This window comes from Deinococcus arcticus, assembly GCF_003028415.1.
Lineage (GTDB): Bacteria > Deinococcota > Deinococci > Deinococcales > Deinococcaceae > Deinococcus > Deinococcus arcticus.
The window spans coordinates 288,106-308,664 of sequence record NZ_PYSV01000002.1; the positions used below are offsets into that span (position 1 = coordinate 288,106).

17 protein-coding genes are annotated in these 20,559 nt (G+C 70.9%); 12 read left to right on the forward strand and 5 right to left on the reverse strand.

The genetic code is table 11. The features are described from left to right. Positions 1-23: 23 nt before the first annotated feature. The 5 genes from C8263_RS03585 to xth are packed head-to-tail and all read left to right on the forward strand — an operon-like array spanning position 24 to position 5,377. A complete protein-coding gene (locus tag C8263_RS03585) occupies positions 24-299 on the forward strand; it encodes a hypothetical protein (RefSeq protein ID WP_107136724.1) in 276 nt (91 codons plus the stop codon). Further along, on the forward strand, positions 300-2,408 hold the full coding sequence (locus C8263_RS03590) for a transglycosylase domain-containing protein (protein WP_233218621.1): 2,109 nt from the start codon (positions 300-302) through the stop codon (positions 2,406-2,408). A 12-nt stretch (positions 2,409-2,420) separates the two neighbouring features. Beyond that, entirely contained in the window at positions 2,421-3,107 is a 687-nt protein-coding gene (locus C8263_RS03595) for a VWA domain-containing protein (protein WP_107136725.1), read from the forward strand. After that, a complete protein-coding gene (locus C8263_RS03600) occupies positions 3,104-4,600 on the forward strand; it encodes a hypothetical protein (RefSeq protein WP_233218622.1) in 1,497 nt (498 codons plus the stop codon). The genes C8263_RS03595 and C8263_RS03600 overlap by 4 nt, the downstream gene beginning before the upstream one ends. Before the next feature lie 3 nt (positions 4,601-4,603). Beyond that, positions 4,604-5,377 (forward strand): exodeoxyribonuclease III, encoded by a 774-nt coding sequence (gene xth / locus C8263_RS03605; protein WP_107136726.1) that lies wholly within the window; start codon positions 4,604-4,606, stop codon positions 5,375-5,377. A gap of 42 nt (positions 5,378-5,419) precedes the next feature. Here the strand turns inward: xth and C8263_RS03610 are convergent, their stop codons facing one another. Beyond that, a complete protein-coding gene (locus C8263_RS03610; protein WP_233218623.1) occupies positions 5,420-6,760 on the reverse strand; it encodes an MATE family efflux transporter in 1,341 nt (446 codons plus the stop codon). Between the two features lie 77 nt (positions 6,761-6,837). Continuing rightward, complete coding sequence (locus C8263_RS03615) at positions 6,838-7,947, reverse strand: methyltransferase (RefSeq protein ID WP_233218624.1); 1,110 nt, start codon at positions 7,945-7,947, stop codon at positions 6,838-6,840. A gap of 204 nt (positions 7,948-8,151) precedes the next feature. Here C8263_RS03615 and C8263_RS03620 point away from each other — a divergent pair, with 204 nt between their 5' ends. The 4 genes from C8263_RS03620 to C8263_RS03635 all read left to right on the forward strand — a co-directional run bounded on the left by C8263_RS03620 (position 8,152) and on the right by C8263_RS03635 (position 12,402). Beyond that, positions 8,152-9,957 (forward strand): HSP90 family protein, encoded by a 1,806-nt coding sequence (locus C8263_RS03620; protein ID WP_158263734.1) that lies wholly within the window; start codon positions 8,152-8,154, stop codon positions 9,955-9,957. Positions 9,958-10,020: 63 nt separating this feature from the next. Continuing rightward, entirely contained in the window at positions 10,021-11,094 is a 1,074-nt protein-coding gene (locus C8263_RS03625) for a hypothetical protein (RefSeq protein ID WP_107136728.1), read from the forward strand. Positions 11,095-11,210: 116 nt separating this feature from the next. Next, positions 11,211-11,855: a ribonuclease HII gene (rnhB, locus tag C8263_RS03630; RefSeq protein WP_107136729.1), complete on the forward strand. Its 645-nt coding sequence runs from the start codon at positions 11,211-11,213 to the stop codon at positions 11,853-11,855. Between the two features lie 4 nt (positions 11,856-11,859). After that, positions 11,860-12,402 (forward strand): MOSC domain-containing protein, encoded by a 543-nt coding sequence (locus C8263_RS03635; protein WP_107136730.1) that lies wholly within the window; start codon positions 11,860-11,862, stop codon positions 12,400-12,402. A gap of 142 nt (positions 12,403-12,544) precedes the next feature. On the opposite strand, the gene C8263_RS19210 is transcribed toward C8263_RS03635, so the two are convergent. From C8263_RS19210 to C8263_RS03645, 3 genes are all read right to left on the reverse strand, one after another. Then, complete coding sequence (locus C8263_RS19210) at positions 12,545-13,351, reverse strand: GNAT family N-acetyltransferase (RefSeq protein WP_158263735.1); 807 nt, start codon at positions 13,349-13,351, stop codon at positions 12,545-12,547. Between the two features lie 56 nt (positions 13,352-13,407). Next, positions 13,408-14,088, reverse strand: coding sequence for a hypothetical protein (locus tag C8263_RS19215; RefSeq protein ID WP_158263736.1), 681 nt, complete (start codon positions 14,086-14,088; stop codon positions 13,408-13,410). A 609-nt stretch (positions 14,089-14,697) separates the two neighbouring features. Beyond that, entirely contained in the window at positions 14,698-16,032 is a 1,335-nt protein-coding gene (locus C8263_RS03645) for a M28 family metallopeptidase (RefSeq protein WP_158263737.1), read from the reverse strand. 123 nt (positions 16,033-16,155) lie between these two features. Between C8263_RS03645 and lepA the strand changes: the two genes are divergently transcribed. From lepA to C8263_RS03660, 3 genes are all read left to right on the forward strand, one after another. Next, a complete protein-coding gene (lepA, locus tag C8263_RS03650; RefSeq protein ID WP_199188294.1) occupies positions 16,156-17,961 on the forward strand; it encodes a translation elongation factor 4 in 1,806 nt (601 codons plus the stop codon). Between the two features lie 271 nt (positions 17,962-18,232). Continuing rightward, on the forward strand, positions 18,233-19,198 hold the full coding sequence (locus C8263_RS19440) for a coiled-coil domain-containing protein (RefSeq protein ID WP_199188295.1): 966 nt from the start codon (positions 18,233-18,235) through the stop codon (positions 19,196-19,198). Beyond that, on the forward strand, positions 19,195-20,331 hold the full coding sequence (locus C8263_RS03660; protein WP_107136731.1) for a coiled-coil domain-containing protein: 1,137 nt from the start codon (positions 19,195-19,197) through the stop codon (positions 20,329-20,331). Before C8263_RS19440 ends, C8263_RS03660 begins: the two co-directional genes overlap by 4 nt. Positions 20,332-20,559: the final 228 nt, after the last annotated feature.

A 20,559-nucleotide genomic window follows, 5' to 3' on the forward strand; every position in this document is an offset into this window, starting at 1 on the left:
TGGCGTCCCTCTATGCTGCCCCCATGAGCTTCGTGCGCAAACCCCGGCCCTACTCGTCGGGTCTGCCCCCGGCCCCGCTGCCGCCCATGCCCCGGCCCCGCCCCGAACGCGCCCCCCGGCGACCACGTGTGGGCCGGCCCCAGCTGGGGCGGTCCTCGTGGGCGGGGGCGGTGTCGGCCCTGGCAGGGCTGGGAGCGCTGCTGGTGCTGCTGGTGGGCCTCTCGGGGCTGTGGAATCAGGTGGCGCGCGACTGGCAGTTTCGCTCGGCGGCGGCGGGCGTGCTGGACGTGGTGCGCTGAGTGACTGGCACACTGTGGCGCCGCTGGCGCAATCCCTGGCCGCGCACCCCATTTGTGCGGCGCCCCGAACCCTGGACCCTGGCCCGGGCGGCGCGCGCCGGGCTGGCCGGGGTGGGCGTGCTGACCCTGGGCACCCTGGCCCTGGGGGTGGCGGGCGCGGTGGGTACCGGCGCCCTGGCGCGGGTGTGGAACCTGCGCGCCGAGTTGCAGCCCATTGAGGTGCAAGACCGCCGGGGCGCTCCGCTGGGCGTAATTGACCACTGCCAGGAAGGCAACCTGACCAACGCCGTGCCCTGCCGCGAATCGCTGAGCGTGCCCCTGAGCGGTGTCTCGCCCGCCTTTTTGCTGGCCTACGTGGCCAAGGAGGACGTGCGCTTCTTTTCGCACGCGGGGGTGGACCTGGGGCGGCTGCCGCGCGCCGTGCTGACCGGCGCGGGTGGCAGCACCATTCCCATGCAGCTGCTGAAAAACAGCGTGCTGGCCGGGCACTTCGATTACGACACCGGGCGGCGCGGGCCCTGGCTGACCCTGCGGCGCAAGGCCACCGAGTTCGTGCTGGCCCCGCTGGTCACGTGGCGTTACGGGCGGCGCGAGGTGCTGGCCATGAGCGTGAACAGCCTGCCCTGGATTGGCATTGGGCAGCGCAAGGGCATCTACGACGCGGCGCAGGCGGTGTTCGGGGTGGACCCGGCAGACCTGACCCTGGCCCAGAGCGCCTTTCTGGTGGGGCTGCTGCCTGCCCCGGGCCGCTATCTGGTGGCCGGGGACACCCCGCCCGAGACGGCCACGGCCCGCTTCCGCTGGATGCGCCGCCAGCAACTGCTGACCCTGAACCTGCTGCGCGCGCGCGGCCTGATTGGCGAGGACGCCCACCGCGCCGCCGTGGGCACACCGCTGGCGCCCCGGCTATGGCAGGTGGTTTACGCCGGCAGTGGCCCGGACCTGCGGGTGGTCTCGGCGCGGCGCAACCCCGGGTACGACCAGACCCCCGAGCCGGTGTGGGCGCTGCAGGAACTCGTGCGGCGCGAACTGCGCGCGGGCGGGCTGGACCCGCGCCGGGTGGGCCGCGTGGTGCTGACCCTGGACGCCCGGGCCCAGGCCGCGCTGGTCTCGCGCCTGACCGCGGAGGGGCGCCAGGGCGGCGTGGCCGAGGGCGCGGCCGTGGTGGATGTGCGCGGCGGCGGCATTGTGGCGCTGGCCAGCAGCACGGGCGGCCTGCAAAGCAGTGACCCCGGGCGGCAGTGGGCGGTCTCGGCGCGGCGCCCGGTGGCCAGCACCGTCAAGCCGCTGCTGTACGCCCACGCCTTTGGCGACGGCCTGACCCAGCTGAGCACCTTCCCGGACGCGCCCACCCGCTACGCCGGGCAGGCGGTGCGCAACAGCAGCGGGGCTTTTCTGGGGCGCGCGGTCACGGTGCGCGAGGCCAATGCCCGCTCGCTGAACACGGTGGCCGTGCAGGTGGGCACCCCGCGTGAGGAAGGGCTGCGCCGCGTGCTGCTGGGCCTGGATTACCGCCCGGACCCCGAAAACCGCTCCAGCCCGGCCCTGGGCACCTTCCGGGCCGCGCCGCTGGCCGTGGCCGCCGCCTACGCCAGCTTTGCCGGCGGCGGGCAGCGGTGTGCGCCGCACCTGTTGGCCGAGGTCTATGACCGCGCCGGGCGCCCGCTGCCGCTGCCGCGCGCCGGGTGCGCCCCGCTGTGGGACGAGGTGGTGGCCTACCAGACCTTCGACCTGCTGACGGGCGCCGTGAACGACCGCGCGTCTCACGTGCCGTTTCTGCGCCCCACGCTGGCTCAGCGCCTGAGTGGCCGGGCCATACCGCTGGGCGCCAAGAGCGGCACCACGGACGACGTGAACGACACGTGGTGCGCCGCCGTGACCCCGCAGTACGCCATGGCCGTGTGGATCGGGGACCCGGCGGGGGTGCGCAGCGTGCCCGTCACCCTGTACCGCGAGCAGACCGCCTGCCGCGAGGTGGCCCTGCTGCGCGAGTTGCCCCACGACCGCCTCTCGCTGAGCCCGCCGCCCGGCATCACCCGGGTGGGCGGCGCCGCCGTGCCGCTCTCCGGCCTTAGGCCCCGCAACCCCGCGCCCCCCGGCGCACCCTGAGGTTCTCCTGTCATGTTTTCACTTGCCTTTCTTCCACTGCTGCTTCCTGCGCCTGCCAGCGCCTCCAGCCTGCTGGGCCTCTCCACGCCGCCGCTGCACCTGACGGTGGCGGTGGACATGACGGGCAGTTCCAAGAATCCCGCCTACAAGTACGCCGAACAGGCGCGGCTGCTCTCGCAGAGCGTGCTGCTCAACCAGCTGCGCTCCGGCGACACCCTGACGCTGCTGCGCATCTGCGAAGGCGTGCAGACGGTGGCAGATTTTCAGTTCAGCTCCAGAAACGGCGCCCGCATGGCCCGCGCGGACATCCTGCGCTATACAGCGGCGCTCACCAAACCCTGCACCGGCAAGGGCAGCGCCATCACGGCGGGGCTGGCCCAGGCCGCGCGGCGCAGCGCCCAGACGGCCGGTGTGGGCGACGTGGTGGTGCTGTTCACCGACGGCGCCCTGCTGGACGACCCGAAGCGCGCCGCTGTGGGCAGCACAGTCAGCGGTCTGCTGCAACGCCCAGACACCCGCGCCCTGTTCGTGGCGGGCCTGAGCCCCGAGCCGGGCACGGGCGGCGCTTCCATCCGCGACACCTTTGTAAAGGCGCTGGGCAACGCGGCGCGGGACAGGCGGGTGCTGCTGGCCGGCGCCTATGACCTGACCAACGTGTACCCCACCTTTGCCAGCGTGGTGAAGGGGGCGCGGCGGTGAGCGGGCGCCCGGACGACCACGCCCCGGACCTGCGGCCCCTGTCGCGCGTGACCCTCAGCGGTCCCGATCTGGGCGACGTGAACCTGGAATTTGCCGAGGAGGACCCGGCGCCCCTGACGGAGTCGGCGCCCCCGCCCCCGGCCCCCACCGACCCCGGCGACTTCGACCCGCGCACCTACGAACCCGCCCTGCCCCGGCCCGAACCCCTGGCCGCCGAGGGCTTCATGCCGGTGCTGACCCCAGCCCACTTTCACGACCTGCTGCAGGACTTGCGCGGCGAACTGCAGCTGATTCCCGATGAGGCCCCGCGCGCCGCGCTGCATTCCCGGGCGCGGCTGCTGGCCCTGAACGTGGAACAGTACCGGGTGAACTTCGAGCTGGCCCGCACCACCCTCAACCGGGTACTGGCCGAAACGGGCGTGGGCGTGCGCACCAGCTGGGCGCGGCAGCAGGAACACCTCGCCTTTATGAATGCCGCCAGCAGCGGCGTGGAGCGCGCCTACGAGCAGGCCACCGCCGCCATTGAACAGGCCCGCGCCGAACGCTTCGAGGCCCTCAGCCGCGCCGGGGTGCGCCCCGACACCGCCACCGCCGAGGACTTCTATACCCAGCAGGCGGTGAGTGGACTGGCCGCCGAGGGCCACGCCGTGCGGCCCCCGGAACAGAAAAGTGCCTCCAAGCGCGTGTTCAACGGCTTTGCGGTGTTCAGCAAGTTCTTTGTGGGCGTGATCAGCGGGGTGTCGATCAACCTGCTGTTCAACCCCGAGTCGCGGCTGTACCTGACCCTGATTGCGTTGACGGCGGGCGTGATGTTCAGCGTGCTGCTGCTGTGGCTGGTGGACGAACTGGCCTACCGCGCCAAGCTGGCCGCCACCACGCCCGGCATGGCGCGGCCCGGGGCGTATATCGGCGGGATTGCGCTGGTCACCGCGCTGTACCTGGGCGTGGAGGGGTACCTGAACTGGGACGGCATTCTGCGCACCACCCAGGAAATTGCCGCCAACGCCGCGCAGCAGGGCCAGCTGACTGACCTGAGTGCAGCGCCCGAGGGCCCCCAGACCCCGCAGCACTGGTCGCTGCTGGTGTTCACCCTGGCGCTGGTGGGCATGGCTGCCGGCGCGGCCCTGATTCAGGGGCGCGAACGGGCCCGAACGGTGCTGGAACGCGAACGGCTGGCCGCCCGTGTGGCGGCCCTGAAGGCCCAGGGTGGCTGGCACGAGGCCGCCCGCGCCGCCGACCGCGTGGCGTACCTGGAAGCGGCGCGCGACCGCCTGGGCCCCCCGCGTGACGTGACCAGTCCCGACCACGCCCGGCTGAACGAGCGCGTGCTGGGCCACTGGGAACAGGAGCGCGACGGCCAGGTGCAGGGCGTGGCCGCCGCCCTGCTGCGCGAGGCCCGCGCGCTGCAGGACACCCTGGAAGAGTTCGCCGCCCAGGTGCAGGCGGCCCGTTTTCCCGCGCCCCGGCGGGGCCTGCGCCGGCTGCTGGGCTAAGCGATGAAACTGGCGACCTGGAATGTCAATTCGCTGAGGGTGCGGCTGCCGCAGGTGCTGGCGTGGCTGCAGACCCAGCAGCCCGATGTCCTGGCCCTGCAGGAGACGAAGCTCGAAGACCACCTGTTTCCGGTGGCCGAGCTGGCGGCGCTGGGCTACCACGCCGCTTTTTCCGGGCAGAAAACGTACAACGGGGTGGCGCTGCTCTCGCGCCAGCCGCTGCAGGACGTGCAACTGGGCGTGCCGGGCCTGGCCGATGACCAGCGCCGGGTGCTGGCCGCCACCACAGGCGGGGTGCGGGTGGTGTGTCTGTACGTGCCCAACGGGCAGGCCCTGGATTCACCCAAATACGCCTACAAGCTGAACTGGCTGGCCGCCGTGCGGAACTGGCTGCAGGCGGAAGTGACGGTCCACGGGCGCGTGGCGGTGATGGGCGACTTCAATGTGGCCCCTGAAGACCGCGACGTGTACAGCCCGGCGCGCTGGGCCGGGCAGGTGCTGGTGAGCGACCCCGAGCGCGCGGCCTTCCGGGCCCTGCTGGACATCGGCCTGCACGACGCCTTGCGCCTGCACGACCAGCCGGAGCGGGTGTTCAGCTGGTGGAACTACGGCCGCCTTGCCCTGGCGCGGAACTGGGGCCTGCGTATTGACCACATTCTGGTGTCGGCCACGCTGGCCGGCGAATGCCAGGGGTGCACGGTGGACACCGGCCCCCGCCACCACGAGCGGCCCTCGGATCACGCGCCGGTGCTCGCCACCTTCGCGGCCCCGGCCTGAGCTGAGCCCGGTGGCCAGGAAAAGGCGCAGCCACCCCCTCCCCTACAGTTTCAGCCGCTGCCAGCGGCCCGAGGCAAACCGCCAGGCATAGGCCACCGCCGCAAAGGTGATAAACAGCAGCGCCGAGCCCCACGCGCCCGCCACGCCGTAGCGTGGGGCCAGCACAAAGGCGCCCAGCACCATGACCAGCCACGCGCCAGTCAGGGTGACCAGCAGGCGAAAGCGGGTGTCGCCCGCGCCGCCCAGCGCCCCGCCTAGCACAATCGCCACGCCGTCCAGCACCTGATAGGCCGCCATAACCGCCAGCACGGTGGTGCCCAGGGCCAGCACCTGCGGGCTCTGGTTGAACAGTCCGATGAGGAGCCCGGGCACCAGCAGAAACAGGGCCGCCAGCACGCCCATCAGGGCCGCCGCCACCCCTGCCCCCCGCCAGCCGATGCGGGCAGCGATGTCGGGTCGGCCAGCCCCCAGCGCCCGCGACAGCAGGCTGCCCGTGGCCGAGGCCAACGCAAAGGCTGGCAGAAAGCCCAGGCTGGCCAGCTGGTTGGCAATCTGCGAGGCCGCCAGTTCGGTGGGCCCCAGGCGCGAGATCACGCCCTGAAAGACGGTAAAGGCACTTACCTCGGCCAGTTCAGTCACGCCCACCGGCAGGCTAACGCGGCCCAGGCGCGCCAGCTCTGTGCGTGTGGGGCGCACCAGCCGGAAGGGGCCGTGGGCCGGGCCATGCAGGCGCCGCAGCAGCACCAGGGCCAGGGCATTTTGCAGGCCCACCGCCAGCACGGCTGCCCAGGCGGCCCCCGCCGCGCCCCAGCCAAAGCCGAACACAAACAGCGCGGCCAGTGCCCCGTTCACCGCCACCACCAGCCACGCCAGCAGCATGGGCGTGCGGGTGTTGCCCAGCCCCACCATGACCGACAGGGCGGCGCTGCCCAGCATGACCAGCGGAATCTCCCAGGCGCGGATGTGCGCGTAGGTGCGCGCCACCGCTCCGATGTCCGCATCCGGGCGCAGCAGGGCGAACAGGGCGTCCAGCAGCCACGGCGCCAGCAGCGCCAGCGGCACCCCCAGCAACCCGCACGACAGAAACACGCTGCCCCAGCGGCGCACCCCGGCCGGGTCCCCGGCCCCCAGCGCGCGGGCCACAAAGGTGGCGGCGGTGTTCAGGCTGCCGCGCAGCAGCAGCACCAGCGTCAGCAGGCACAGGCTGGCAAAGCCCACCGCCCCCACCTCGGTCACACCCAGGCGGCCCATCAGCAGGGTGTCGGTAAAGCCTACGGCCGTGTAGGCGAGGTTCGAGAGCATCAGTGGCCACGCGAGGCGCAGCAGTTCGCGGGTGCGGCCCTGGGGCGCCGCAGACCGTTCGGGAACAGCAGGAACAGACACGCCCGGCACGGTAGTGCATCCGGGGCGCCTCAGGGGGCGCTGCGGCGCGCTCCTCCGTGGCCTGGCCGCGCCCCGCTTCAGGCCGGGCGGGTCACCGCCAGCACCTTGAAGCCGCCTTCACGCCGCAGCTGCTGCACCGGGCCCAGGCGCGCCAGTTCCTCTTCATAGGGCAGCGGGTCGTTGGCCACCAGAACAACCCGGCCCCCGGGCCGCACCCGGCGCCCAGCCGCCGCGATGAATTCGCGGGCCACGTCCAGCACCACCCCGCGCCCCACGTGAAAGGGCGGGTTGGTCAGCAGCAGGTCAAAGGTGCGCTCACCCAGTTCGGCGTCCACGTCAGAGTGCAGCGCCTCGCCGCTCAGGCCGCTGGCCTGCAGGGTGGCCTGGGCGCTGCGCACGCTCTGCAGGTCGCCGTCGACCAGCACGGCCCGGGCGCCGCGCCGGGCGGCCCAGGCGCCTATCAGGCCCGCGCCGCAGCCCAGGTCCAGCACGTCCTGGCCCCGGGGGTCCAGGCCCTCCAGACTGTCCAGCAGCAGCGCGGTGGCCTTGTCCGGCTTGGCGGCGCTGAACACGCCGGGCAGGCCCACCACAGTCACGCCGTAAGCCTCGTAGCCCTCGGGTTCAGGCAGGGGGGGCGTGGGGCCGGGGCGGCGCACCAGCCTCGCCACACGCATGCCGCCGTCGCGCGCCACGGTTTCGCCACTGCCAAAAGCGGCGCCCGCCATGCGCACGTAGCGGTCAAAGCCCTTGTCGCGGTCCCCGGCCAGATACAGCGTGCCGCCGGGGGGCGTGCAGGCGTGGGCCCAGGCCACCTGGGCGGCGGCGTAGGCGTTGCCCCGGTCCCCGGCCAGCACCAGGGCCACGGTGCGGGCGCGCTCCGGCCAGCGGGTCAGCACGTCGCCGGGCGCGGCGGGTTCCGGGTCCAGCCCCGCCTCGCGCAGCACGCGCAGGGCCGCCGCGCTGCCTTCCACGGCCCGGAGCGTCACGCCGGTCAGGGCGCCCAGCAGCCCACCCATGGCCGAGAGGTCCAGCACCTCGCCCCGCACGCGGTCCTTGCGCATCGTCTCCATCAGGAGGGCCTGGGCCGCGTCCACCCCCGGAAAGCCGCGCACCCCGGGCTTGGTCAGCACGTGCAGCCGGTCCAACCGGGGGCCCAGCACCGCCGGCCGTACCCCGGAGTAGGGCACCTCTTCCGGCGCGGGCCGCTGCCCACCCGGGCGCTCCGCCGGTGGTCTGCTCAGTCGAATCTTCTGCCTGCCCCTGCCTGTCTTGCCCTTGCCAGTCACGCCCCCAGAGTGGCACACGGGGGCGGGGGTGCGCCGTTTGACCTTACCCGGAGTGCGCCAAAACCGGTATGCCACCCCCGGAGGCACGTCTTTAGAATGCCCCGCATGGAACACGCCTTCAAAGTTGATCTGCGGGGCATCATTGACCTGCTGTCCAACCACCTGTATTCGGACCCCAGCGTGTTCGTGCGCGAACTGCTGCAAAACGGGGTGGACGCCATCACGGCGCGGCGGGCCCGCTCCGGCGAGTTTGCGCCGCTCATTGAGGCCCGGCTCCTGCGCGGGGAGGGCGAGCTGCCCGTGCTGGAGTTCCGCGACAACGGGGTGGGGCTGACGGAGGGCGAGGTCCACGAGTTTCTCGCCACCATCGGGCGCTCGTCCAAGCGCCTTGACGAGGCGCGCGACACCTTCCTGGGGCAGTTCGGCATCGGCCTGCTGTCGTGCTTCATGGTGAGCGGCGAGATTGAACTTGTCACCCGGAGCGCGTCGGGCGGCCCCGCCGTGCGCTGGCTGGCCCAGGCCGACGGAACGTACACCCTGGAAGTGCTGGAAGAAAGCAGCCCGGTCGAGATTGGCACCACTGTTCGCCTGCGGGCCCGCGAGGACACCGACTTTTATTTCGAGTACGACGAACTGCGCGGGGCGCTGGAAAATTACGGGCGCATCCTGCCCTACCCGGTTCACGTGTTCGGCGGCGAACAGTACGCCCACGTCAACGCGGCTATGCCCCCGTGGCTGGCCTACGCTGCGGGAGATACAGGCAAGCGCGACGAGGTGCTGGCCTACGCCCGCGAGGAACTGGGGGTGCAGGCGCTGGACGCCGTGCCCCTGCGCAGCGAGGCGGGCGGGCTGCTGGGGGTGGCCCTGGTGCTGCCCCACGCCACCCAGCGCTCCGCGCGGCAGTGGCATTCGGTGTACCTCAAGCGGATGCTGCTGGGCCACGACCTGAGCAATCTGCTGCCCGAGTGGGCCTTTTTCGTGCGCTGCCTGCTGAATGTGGACGGGCTGCACCCCACCGCCTCGCGCGAATCGTTTTACGAGGACGACGCCCTGAAGGCCGCCCGCGAGGCCCTGAACGCCGGCCTGCGCGGATACATTGAGGAACTGGCGGCCCACGATCCGAAGCGGCTGGACGCCCTGATCTCGCTGCACCACCTGCCCCTCAAGGCCCTGGCCACCGAGGACGACGACTTTTTCCGGCTGCTGGCCCCCCAGTTCAGCCTGGAGACCTCCACCGGGCGGATGAAACTGGGCGAATACGCGCGCCGCTCCCCCACCCTGCGGATGGTCACCGACCTTGACCAGTTCCGCCAGATCGCGCAGGTGGCCAGTGCCTACGGGCACAGCGTTGTGAACGCGGTGTACACCTACGACGTGCCGCTGCTGCGCGCGTACGCCCGCCTGTTCGGGCACGAGCTGGAGGAGGTGGACGCCCAGACCTACGCCCTGTCGCTGGAAGACGTGGCCACGGGCGGCCTGGAGGGCGTTCTGGCGCGGGCAAACGCGGCCCTGGAGGGCCTGGGCTGTGAAGTCAGCGTGAAGCGCTTCGAGCCTGCCGAGCTGCCGGCCCTGCTTATCGTGACGAGCGAGCGCCGACTGCTGGACGACATCGAGGCCGCCAAGGACGTCTCGGACGACCTGTTCTCCGAGTTTCTGGACGACTACGCCGCCGAGTACGAGGAGGTGCGTGTCTCGCGGCTGCACCTCAACCTGGGCCACGGCCTTGTTCAGGACCTGCTGCATGTGGAAGACGGAGCCGTCTTCGCCCGGCTCGTCCAGATGATGTATGTCCAGGCCCACCTGCTGGGCCACCACCCCCTGCGCGCCGAGGAACTCGCGCTGCTGACCGGTGGCCTGTCGGACATGATGCGCTGGGGCCTGCGGGCGACGCGGCTGGACACCCTGAACTGAGGCAGAGGGCACAGAGCAGCGAGGCCGACGGCCTGAAAGCCCGCTGCCGGCCGGAGGAACACCATGAACACCGTAGACGAACTGATGGCACTGGCCGGAGCGCAGGATTCGCAGGAAGGCGCGCTGGGCTTTCTGACGCAGGCCGCGCGGCTGGCCGACAGCCAGCGGGACCGCGAGGCGGGGTTTCGTGCCCGGACGGCGCTGGTGCGCGCCGCGACCTTCAGCGGCTTTCCCGACCGGGCCCTGATTCATTTCGCGTGGCTGCTGGGCACCTTTGATCGTCACCCCGCCGAATTCGGCCACCACGGCTACCAGATGATGTGGATGTACAAGTGGATTCTGAACGGCAGCCTGGAGAACCCGGAGTTTGCGCTGTCGCGGCTGGCCAAGCTGCAGGCCGACTTCGAGCGCCGCGCGCAGGCCTTCGGTTCGGGGGCGCACTACGCCGCCTATCACCGCCTGAACGTGGCAACCCATGTGGGCGACCGGGCAGGGGCGCAGCGGGCCTTTCTGGCGTGGCGGGCCCTGCCCCGCGACCCCCTGAGCGACTGCCCCGCCTGCGAGCAGAACAAGCTGATGGACTACTACACAGAGCGCGGCAACCCCGCTGCCGCCGTGAAGCTGGGGCGCGAGATCACCGAGCAGGGTATGAGCTGCCACGACGTGCCCACCGTGACGCACGCCAACCTCCTGCGGCCCCTGCTGCAGCTTGGTCAGCAGGAGGACGCCCGGGCCGCCCATGAGGAGGGCCTGCGGCTGGCCCGCCTGGACCGCAACTTCATCCAGACCATTGCCAATCACATCACCTACCTCGTCGCCGTGGGCGAACTGGACCGCGCCCTGACGGTCTGGGCCGAACACCTCGACCTGGCGCTGGGCATCCGCTCGCCGCTGGACCTCCTGGGCTTTCTGGGCGCAAGCGCGGCGCTGTGGCGGGCGCTGGAAGGCCACGGCCACCAGACCCTCCGGCTGCCGCGCACCTTCGCCCTCTTCCGCCAGGATCAGACCTACGGCCCCGGGGTGCTGGCCAGCCACTTCACCCGCGAGGCCGGCGCGCTGGCGGCCCGTTTCGACACGAGAAACGGAACAGACCGCTTTGCGCGGCGGCTGGAGGAACAGATGCGGCTGGTGGGGTAAGGAACAGGGAGGGGCCCCAGTGGCCCCCTTTCTGTCGGCGGCGCAAGCCCCTCTGGGCGCCGCCCCACGATGCCCGGCGCTCCAATCCTCCCCCGCCCAACCGCTACCCTACGCCCATGCCCCCTTCCGTCACCCCCGACTGGACCTTCGAGCGCGAGCACTGGCGGCGCGGCTATTTCCGGGTGGCGGGCGTGGATGAGGCCGGGCGCGGCGCCTGGGCGGGCCCGGTGACGGTGGCGGCCGTGCTGCTGCCCGGGCTGGCCACCGAGTACCCCTTCCGCGACAGCAAGCAGCTGAGCGCCGCGCAGCGCGAAACCCTGGCCGCGCAGGTGCGCGAGGTGGCGCTGAGCTGGGCTGTGGAACACGCCTGGCCCGAGGAAATTGACCGGCTGAATATCCTGGGCGCCACCCACGCCGCCGCCCTGCGCGCGCTGGCCCGCCTGGACCCGGCGCCGCAGGCCCTGGTGACCGATTACCTGAAACTGCGCACGGCGCTGCCGCTGAGCGCGCCACCCCGCGCCGACGCCCTGAGCTATTCGGTGGCCGCCGCCAGCCTGCTGGCCAAGACCGGGCGCGACCGCCTGATGACCGAGCTGGACGACCAGTTCCCTGGCTACGGTTTTGCTGCCCACAAGGGCTACGGCGCCCCTGCCCACCGCGCGGCGCTGCGCGAACTGGGTGTCAGCCCAGTTCACCGCCGCTCGTTCGCACCGATCCGGGCGCTGCTGGCGCCGGCCACATCTCTGTTTGAAGCAGAATGAACCCATGACAGGCTCAGTGGTCTGTGTGGCCCGGGACGACACGCACCGCTTCAGCAAGGTGCCCCAGGCAGCGGTGACCCTGCTGGCCGGGCTGGGGGTACAGGGCGACGCCCACGCCGGCAAAACGGTGCGGCACCGCTCGCGGGTGCGGGCCGACCCCACGCAGCCCAACCTGCGTCAGGTGCACCTCATTCACGCCGAACTGCTGGAGGACATAGCAGCGCGGGGCTTTGTGCTCCGGCCGGCCGAGCTGGGCGAGAACATCACCACGCGGGGGGTGGACCTGCTGGCGCTGCCGCGCGGCGCCCGGCTGAGCCTGGGGCCCCAGGCGGTGGTGCAGGTCACGGGGCTGCGCAACCCATGCGCGCAGATCGAAGCCTTTCAGTCCGGCCTGCTGAAGGAACTGGTGGGCCAGGACGAGGCGGGGCACTCGGTGTTCCGTGCAGGCATCATGGCCGTGGTCCTGCAGAGCGGTGAGGTGCGCCCCGGCGACAGGGTGGTGGTGACCCTGCCCCCGGAACCGCATGAACGGCTGGTGCGGGTGTAGGGGGCATTCCCGGCGCAGCGTCCGGCACCAGGGGTGGCCCCAGGGCGAACCAGAGCCCCGGCGCAAAGCACGGCCCCCGCTCCCCCACCCCACCTTCTCCTCATGGTCCATGGCTCAGAGCCCATAGCTTATGGCCCAGTCCCTATGCCCCCGGCGACCGCTGAATCGCCAGCTGCCGTTCGGTGGCCCGGAACCCCACGCGCTCGTACAGGGCCTGGGCGTGATAGCCGGGGTCGGCCACAATCACCAGGGTGCGGGTGCCCAGCGTCTGGCGGGCCCACGCGCCGGCGGTATGGACCAGGGTGCCGGCCAGCCCGCGCGACCGGGCCTGCGGGTGCGTTTCGACTGTCTGGTAGCGGGCCACACCCTCGCCAGCATCGAAAAGACCCAGGCCGCTCAGCATCTGCCCCTGGTCATCAAAGGCCCCGAACACGGCGCCCTGCCCGGCCGCCTGCATGGCCCGCGCCGAGGCCAGCTTGCGCGCCGCGAAGGTGCGGTAGCCCCCAGGCTCATGGGGGTGCGGCTCGGCGGCATTCACCGCCAGGCGCAGGGCCAGGGCCGCGGCCCAGTCGGCCTCGTCCCGTAGGGGGCGCACCTGCGTGTCGCGGTTCAGGCGCGCCGGGGCTACGGTGTGGCTGGTGGTCAGCACGGTGTCCAGCAGCACCTCGTACCCGGCCGCGCGGAATTCGTCCGCAGCGCCCTCATCGTCACCGGGGCTGTCCACGCCAAAGGTGCGGTGCGCGGCCTGCGGGTGAGCCGCGCCAAATGCCGCCTCCCAGCGCACGCGGTCACCCGGGCGCGGCGGGGCCGCCATCAGCAGAAAATTGCCCCACCAGAAGGTGGGATTGTGCGGCGAGCGCACCACCACGGCCTCGGGACCGCGGTCAATTCGGCTGCCTTCCTGGCGGCGCAGGGCCAGATCGGTGAAATACGCCAGTGAACGGGACATGGAAGCAGAGTATGGGCCGCCCAAGCCCGCCCACATCCGCCGCATGGCCTGGGGCCTTACCGGGGCAGCGGCAGGTACTGCCAGTCCACGCCGCGCAGGGCCGCGCTGGCGCTGAGGGTCACAGCGGTGCCCGCGTCGGTCTGTTCGGTGCGGGTCACCAGGGTGTTCCAGCCGCGCGCCAGGGTCAGGGTGCCGCGCACGGTGCCCGGCTGCACCTGCCCGCCTGCCAGTGTGAAGGTGCAGCCCTGCGCCGCACTGAAGCTGGCTGCCCGGTCGGCATACACGAACAGGCGCACGGTCAGCACCACGTTCAGCGGCCGGGCCTGCAGGGTCACGGCGGACGTGGCCGGGCTCAGGCGGCCCGTGACCTGCTGGCCCAGCAGAAACCGGCCGCTGCGCACCAGCAGCAGCCGCGTCCCTGCGGGACTCAGGGTCAGGGGCCCCTCGCACTGCACGCCCCCCACGCTGGCCGGGTACTGCTGGGCCAGCCGCGCGGCCGGCGTGCCCAGGTGCGGCGGTGGGCTGGGCAGCGTCAGGCGGTAGAGGCCGCTGTCGGCCACGGTGGCGCGCGCAATCTCCTGGTCGGTGCTGCCCACTTCGGCTGTCAGGACGGCCACACCCGCCGCTGGGGGGTAAATCACGGTGCCGTCGGCCTCGGCCGGGGGAAGCGGTGGGGGCGCCGCGCAGCCCACCAGCCCCACCAGCAGGGCCGCCCGCAGGCCCCAGAGCAGCGACACGGCACATGGCATATGCCAGAAAGTTAACACTTCCAGCCCGGCCCTGGGCGCCCAGGGGCCGTGACCCATGCAGACTGGCGCCAGCACTGAGGTTGATTAAGTCCCTCGCCCCTCCCCCAGGCCAACGGTTCAGAAGGGCGCAGCAACGTGTCCATTCCCGGTGCGAGGCACTTTGCTTCGCTACTCGCGCTGCGGCGCCGCTGTCCCCGCCCGCTCGGTTGATCTAAAGATCAACAGCGAACGACTTAAGTACGTTGCACCTCACGTTACGACTTTGCAGGAGAGCACCGCAAAGTCTCCACTCCCGGTGCAACGTACTTTTTTCGATACTCGCTCTGCGGCGCAGCTGTTCCAGCCCGCTCGGTTGATCTAAAGATCAACAGCGAGCTACTTAACAGTGCAGACCGTTTCAGAGTCCGGAATGACAAGGGGCGATGGGCACGGCATTTCTGCGCCTTCATCTCGCAGGGACTCGCAGAGCGGCGCCGAGGGGGTGGGCGGGGCCGGCACCCCAGGCGACGTTGCGGTCATCGCCTGCTCTACAAACCTGAAAACTGTCCACACTCTTGATGAGGGGCGCCCTCCTCTCTCAGAAACACCTGCTCGCCCTCAGCGGCAGTCGCGCCCGGTGATACCGCAGGGTTCACGGGGGGTCCAGGGGGCGGCCAGCACTGCCCGCGCCAGTCCCTCGGCCAGGTCGGCGGCGCCACTCACCAGCCGGGGGTCCAGCACCGTATCGCCGGCGCGGTGATAGTTCGGGTCCAGGCCCCGGTGCAGAAACAGGGTGCGCACCCCCAGCGGCTTGAAGGCGGCGTGGTCACTGCGGCCCGTCACGTTCAGGGTGCGGCCAAACGTTTCCCGGGTGCTCGGCGCCTCTTCAAACAGGCGCGTGGCCGGGCTCACGCGGCGCACCAGGGCGCGCAGTTCCTCGTGGGCTGCCACCCCCAGGGGCTCGGCGGCCACCCCCACCATGTCTAGGTTGAGCATGGCGCGGGTGTGGCGCAGCGGATAGCTGTACGCACGCACAAACAGGCGGCTGCCGTTTAAGCCCGCTTCCTCGTCGTCGAACAGCACGAACCACGCGCGCTCGGCCAGTGGGGTGCCGGCGGCGCGCCGGGCCAGTTCCAGCACCGCTAGCACGCCACTGGCGTTGTCGTTGGCCCCGGGGCTGAGCGGCACGCTGTCCAGGTGAGCCCCGAACAGTACGTCGGGGGTGCTGCCGACCCGCGCGGCAATCAGGTTGGCGGCGGTGGCCGGGCGCTCCCGGGTGGTGGCCCGGAAGGTCACGCGCTGCCCTGCGCGGGCCAGCAGCGCTGCGCCGTCCCGGGCGGGCACCGTCAGCAGTGGCAGGGCCGTGCCGTCTATGCGGCTCAGGGGAGGCGGGCGCGCGCAGTCGTTCACGATGGCCAGCCCCAGGCCTCCGGCCTCCACCACCGCGTCGGCCAGCCGGGCCCAGGGGCCGGGAGGACAGGTGGTCACCGCCAGCCGGCCCAGCAGGTTCTGGGCTTGCAGTTGCTCGGCGCCAGCGCCGGGTGCAATGCGCACCAGTTCGCCCTCCTGCTCGCCGCCCTGGGCCCCGTCGAGGGTCTGGCCCCGCAGGGTCAGGCCCGGGGCGCGCACCTCGGCACCCAGGTCCTCGCGCACGGTGGCCGCAAAGGACTGGCGGGTCACGCGGTAGCCCAGGGCGGTCAGGTGCGCCTGGGCCCAGTCCAGGGTGCGCCTGTGGCCGCTCTGGCCGGGGGCGCGGGGGCCGAACACCTGCAGCGTCGTCCAGTCCCCGGCCACCGTGCCCTGCCGGGCGGCCGGCTGCAGCGGCGGATTGACCGGCCGGGTCACCCAGCGGTAGGCCCACCCGCCCAGGCCCAGCACCAGCAGCGCGGGCAGCAGGAGTTTCCAGAGCGCAATGGCCGGGCGGGTGGGCAGCGCGCGGGTGCGGGGGTACATGCGGGCAGCATAGGCGTGCGCCTGGGCCTGCGGCGAGCGAAGATGCGGCTGTCGCGGCCCGGGTACACCGCCCCGCGACCCCGCACACTGCGCCCTGGCCCGGCGCCCGCTAGACTGGCCTGTGTGAACGTCAGGAACTTTTCGATTATCGCCCATGTGGACCACGGGAAATCCACCCTTGCGGACCGCATTCTGGAGCGGCTGGGCGCCATGTCCGAGCGGGACAAGCGCGACCAGACCCTCGACACGCTGGAACTGGAACGCGAGCGTGGCATCACCATCAAGTCCACCCCGGTGCGCCTGACCTACACCCGCCCCCTGCAGGAGGACGGCACGGGCGGCGAGACCTACACCTTCAACCTCATTGACACGCCGGGGCACGTGGATTTCAACTACGAGGTTTCACGCAGCCTGGCCGCCTGCGAGGGCGTGCTGCTGCTGGTGGACGCCTCGCAGGGCGTGGAAGCGCAGACCATCGTGAACGCCTACCTGGCCATTGACAACAACCTGGAAATCGTGCCGGTGGTGAACAAGATTGACCTGCCCGCCGCCGACCCCGAGGGCGCCGCGCAGGAACTTGAAGACGTGATCGGCATTCCCGCCGAGGACGCCGTGTTTGCCTCGGGCAAGGCCGGGATTGGCATTCCCGAGATTCTGGAAGCCATCGTGGCGCGCATTCCCGCGCCCAGTGGCGACCCCCAGGCCCCGCTGAAGGCCCTGATTTTCGATTCCTTCTACGACGCCTACCAGGGCGTGATTCTGTTCGTGCGGGTGCTGGAAGGCACCCTGAAGCCCAAAGACCAGATTCTGCTGATGAACGCGGGCAAGACCTTTGAGGTGGACAAGGTGGGCACCTTCAGCCCCGGGCTGGTCGTGGGCCAGGAACTGGCGGCCGGGGCCGTGGGCTGGGTGGCCGCCGGCATCAAGGACATTCACGACGCGCAGGTGGGCGACACCCTGACCGGCAAGGACGTGCAGACCGCCGAGCCGTTTCCCGGCTTCAAGCCCGCGCAGCCGGTGGTGTTCTCGGGCCTGTACCCCACCGACACCGAGGACTACCGCAAGCTGCGCGACGCCCTGGACAAACTCAAGCTCAACGACGCGGCCTTTTCCTTTGAGCCCGAAACCTCCGAGGCGCTGGGCTTTGGTTTTCGCTGCGGCTTTCTGGGCCTGCTGCACGCCGAGATCATTCAGGAGAGATTGGAGCGCGAATACGACCTGGACCTGATCGCCACCGCCCCCGCCGTGGTGTACCGCGTCACGCTGACCAACGGCGAGATCTTCGAGACCCAGAACCCGGCCGAATTTCCCACCCGCGACCGCATCACGAGCGTGGAAGAGCCGTACATCAAGCTGTCCATCATGCTGCCCGAGGACTACGTGGGCACCGTAATGCAGCTGCTGCAGGAGCGCCGGGGCTCCATGATCACCATGAACTACGTAGGCAAGCGCGTGGAGCTGCTGTACGAGGTGCCGTTCGGGGAAATCCTGTATGACTTCCACGACCGCCTCAAATCCATCTCGCGCGGCTACGCCAGCATGGACTACGAGCAGATCGGCTACCGCGAGGGCGACCTGCGCAAGGTGGACATCATGGTGAACAACGAGGTCATTGACGCGCTGGCCGTCATTGTTCACGAAACCAAGACCTACAGCCTGGGCCGCAAGATCGTGGACAAGATGGCCGAGGTGATTCCGCGCCAGATGTTCCCGGTGCCCGTGCAGGCGGTGATTGGCGCAAAGATCATTGCGCGCGCCACCGTCAAGGCGTTCCGCAAGGACGTGCTGGCCAAGTGTTACGGCGGCGATATTTCCCGCAAGAAGAAGTTGCTGGAAAAGCAGAAGAAGGGCCGCGCCCGCATGAAGCAGTTCGGCACCGTGGAGGTGCCCCAGGAAGCGTTCCTGGCGGTGCTCAGCACCGAGGAGTAAGACGAACGCCGATTGAAGCGCCTCCAACAGCGATGCAATCCGAGCGAACGGGCAAAGCGGGGGGGCCAGCGGCCAGGGACGATGCACCCTGGCCGCTTCTGTTCAGCCGGGTGTGGCCTGGGCACGCGGCCCTGTCCAGCTCTGGCTGGTCAATCTGGGCAGCGCAGGGCGCCGCCGCCCTCTACCCTCTTCCAGTGTGATCTCTTGCACAAAACGGGCAGGGCATGTTACGCTCTAAACGTAAAACAAGATCATTTTCTGAGGAGGAAAGATGACGGAACACGACTCACAGGGCCTTCAACGGGCCTTCAGACAGCTTCGCCAGGAACAGACCGCCGCGCAGGGCCGGTTTCAGAGCCGGGCCGAGGTGCAGCAGCAGCGCCGCAACCGCGAGATCCTGACCCAGGCGGCCGACTACACCGTGGACCGGATCGTGCGCGAGTCGGCGGATGTGCAGCTGGCGGTAGGCGCACTGATGGCGCAGCTGGAAGAGCGGCTGTCGGGCGAGGCGACCAAGCTGAGTGAACTGGTGACCGCCACGGAGGTCGCCCAGAAGGAACTGGCCGAACTGCGCCGCGTGCGCATTGCAGCCGACGCGCTGGCCGCCCTGCAGCAGGAGAGCCGCGACCGGCTGGCCGCCCTGCAGGGCGAGCACCAGGCGCGGCTGGACACCCTGGCCCGCGAGCAGGCCGCTGCCCGCCGCGCCTGGGACCGCGAGGACGCCGGATTTGCCGCCGAGGAGCGCCGCGAGCGCGAGGACACCGCCCGCGAGCGCCAGCAGGAAGAAGCCGACCATGCCTACGCCCGCCAGCGCGAGCGCCAGCACGACGCCGACGCCCAGCACGCCGCTGACCGCGCCCAGGAGCGCGAGCTGGCCGAGCGCCGCCTGACCCTGGAACGCGACTGGCGCGAGCGTGAGGCTGCCCTGGAGAAAGGCGCCGAGCAGTTTGCGACAGACCTTGCCCGGGTTGACGCCTTTCCGAAGGAGCTGGAAGAGGACGTCCGCAAGGCCCGCGAAGACGGCATCCGGCAGGCCACCGCCGACGCCAAGGTGCGCTCGGACCTGCTGGAGCGAGAGTGGGAGGCCAGCAAACAGAGCTACGAACTGCATCTGGAAGCCCTGCAGGCCTCCGTCATGGCGGCCGAAGCCCAGGTGGCCGAGTTGCAGGCCCAGCAGCAGCGCGTGAGCGAGCAGACCCAGGGCCTCGCCGCCCGCGCCTTCCGAGGTGAAGCATGACCCCCAAACGGCCCGCCGAAACCGCCACCAAGGCCAAGATTCTCGAAGCCTTCGATGACCTGAGCACCGAGTACGGCCAGCTTGAAGGCCAGCTGAGCGCCCTGAGGGCCCAGCTGAACCAGAAGGACAAAGAGGTCCGCGAGGCTCAGAAGGAAGCCCAGAAAGAAGCGCAGCCGGCCGCCCAGGGGCCTATGGCCGCGGCCAGCCGCGAACTGCCCACCACGCCCGGGGACAGGCCGGGGCGGATGGAAGTGGCGCTGGGCCTGCTGGCCCAGTTGCAGGCCGGGGCCTCGGGCACGCTGGCGGAACTGTCTGAACAGCTCAGTGCCCAGGCGGCCGGGCTGCAGGGCGTGCTGAAGCTGGCCCAGACCGAGCGTGAAGCCCTGAAAGACCTTTATGGCCTGGAGGTGACCGAGGACTCGCTGCGCGAGCTGCTGGCGCAGTACGACGCAGCGGCCGAGGGGGCCCGCACCGAGTACGAAACCCGTCAGGCCGAGACGGCCGAGGACTGGGACGCCCGGCAGCGCGAGTGGCTGGCGGAACAGGACGCCCGCGAACGCGCCGTGCAGGAGCGCGACCTGACGGCCGCAACCACCCGCGAGCGCGAAGAGGCCGACTACCGCTATGGCCGCGACCTTGCCCGCCGCCTGGACGATGAAACCTACCGCGCCGAGCAGGCCGAACTGACCCGTGCGCGCGCCGAGCGTCTGGATACCCAGGAGCGCGAGTGGAACACCCACGAGGCCGAACTGGCCCAGCGCGAGCAGCGTGCCCGCGAGATCACCGCCCGCGCCGCCGCCCTGGGTGCCGAGCGCGAGGCTGCCCTGAAGCGCGCCGAGGCCGAGGGCACCGGCATTGGCAGCCGACAGGCGCGCGTGCGCACTGACCTGCAGGAGAAGGAAATCGAGGGCCAGCGCCGCATCTACGAGCAGCGCCTCCAGAACCTGCAGACCCGGCTGGACCTGCTGGACACCCGCGCGGCGGGGCTGGCTGAGCAACTGGGCGTCGCCAGCCGTCAGATGCAGGACCTCGCGGTCAAGGCCATTGAGGGGCAGGCCAATGCCAGCAGCCTGAGTGCCTTCAAGGAGCTGGCGATGGAACAGGCCAAGGCCCAGGGCAAGGGCAAGAACTAAGGACGTTGCACCTCACGTTGCGACTGTTCAGAAGAGCACCGCAAAGTCTCTACGCCCGGTGCAACGTCCTTTTTTCGAGACTCGCTTCGCTCGGTTGATCGGGGGCTCGGCAGCGAGTGACCGAACACGAGCAGCGCGAGTAGGAAAAACACGGGTCCCGGGCGTGGGGGGGGGGGGGGGGGGGGGGGGCGGGTGGGGGGGGGGGGGGGGCCCGGCAGCGGGCGCCCG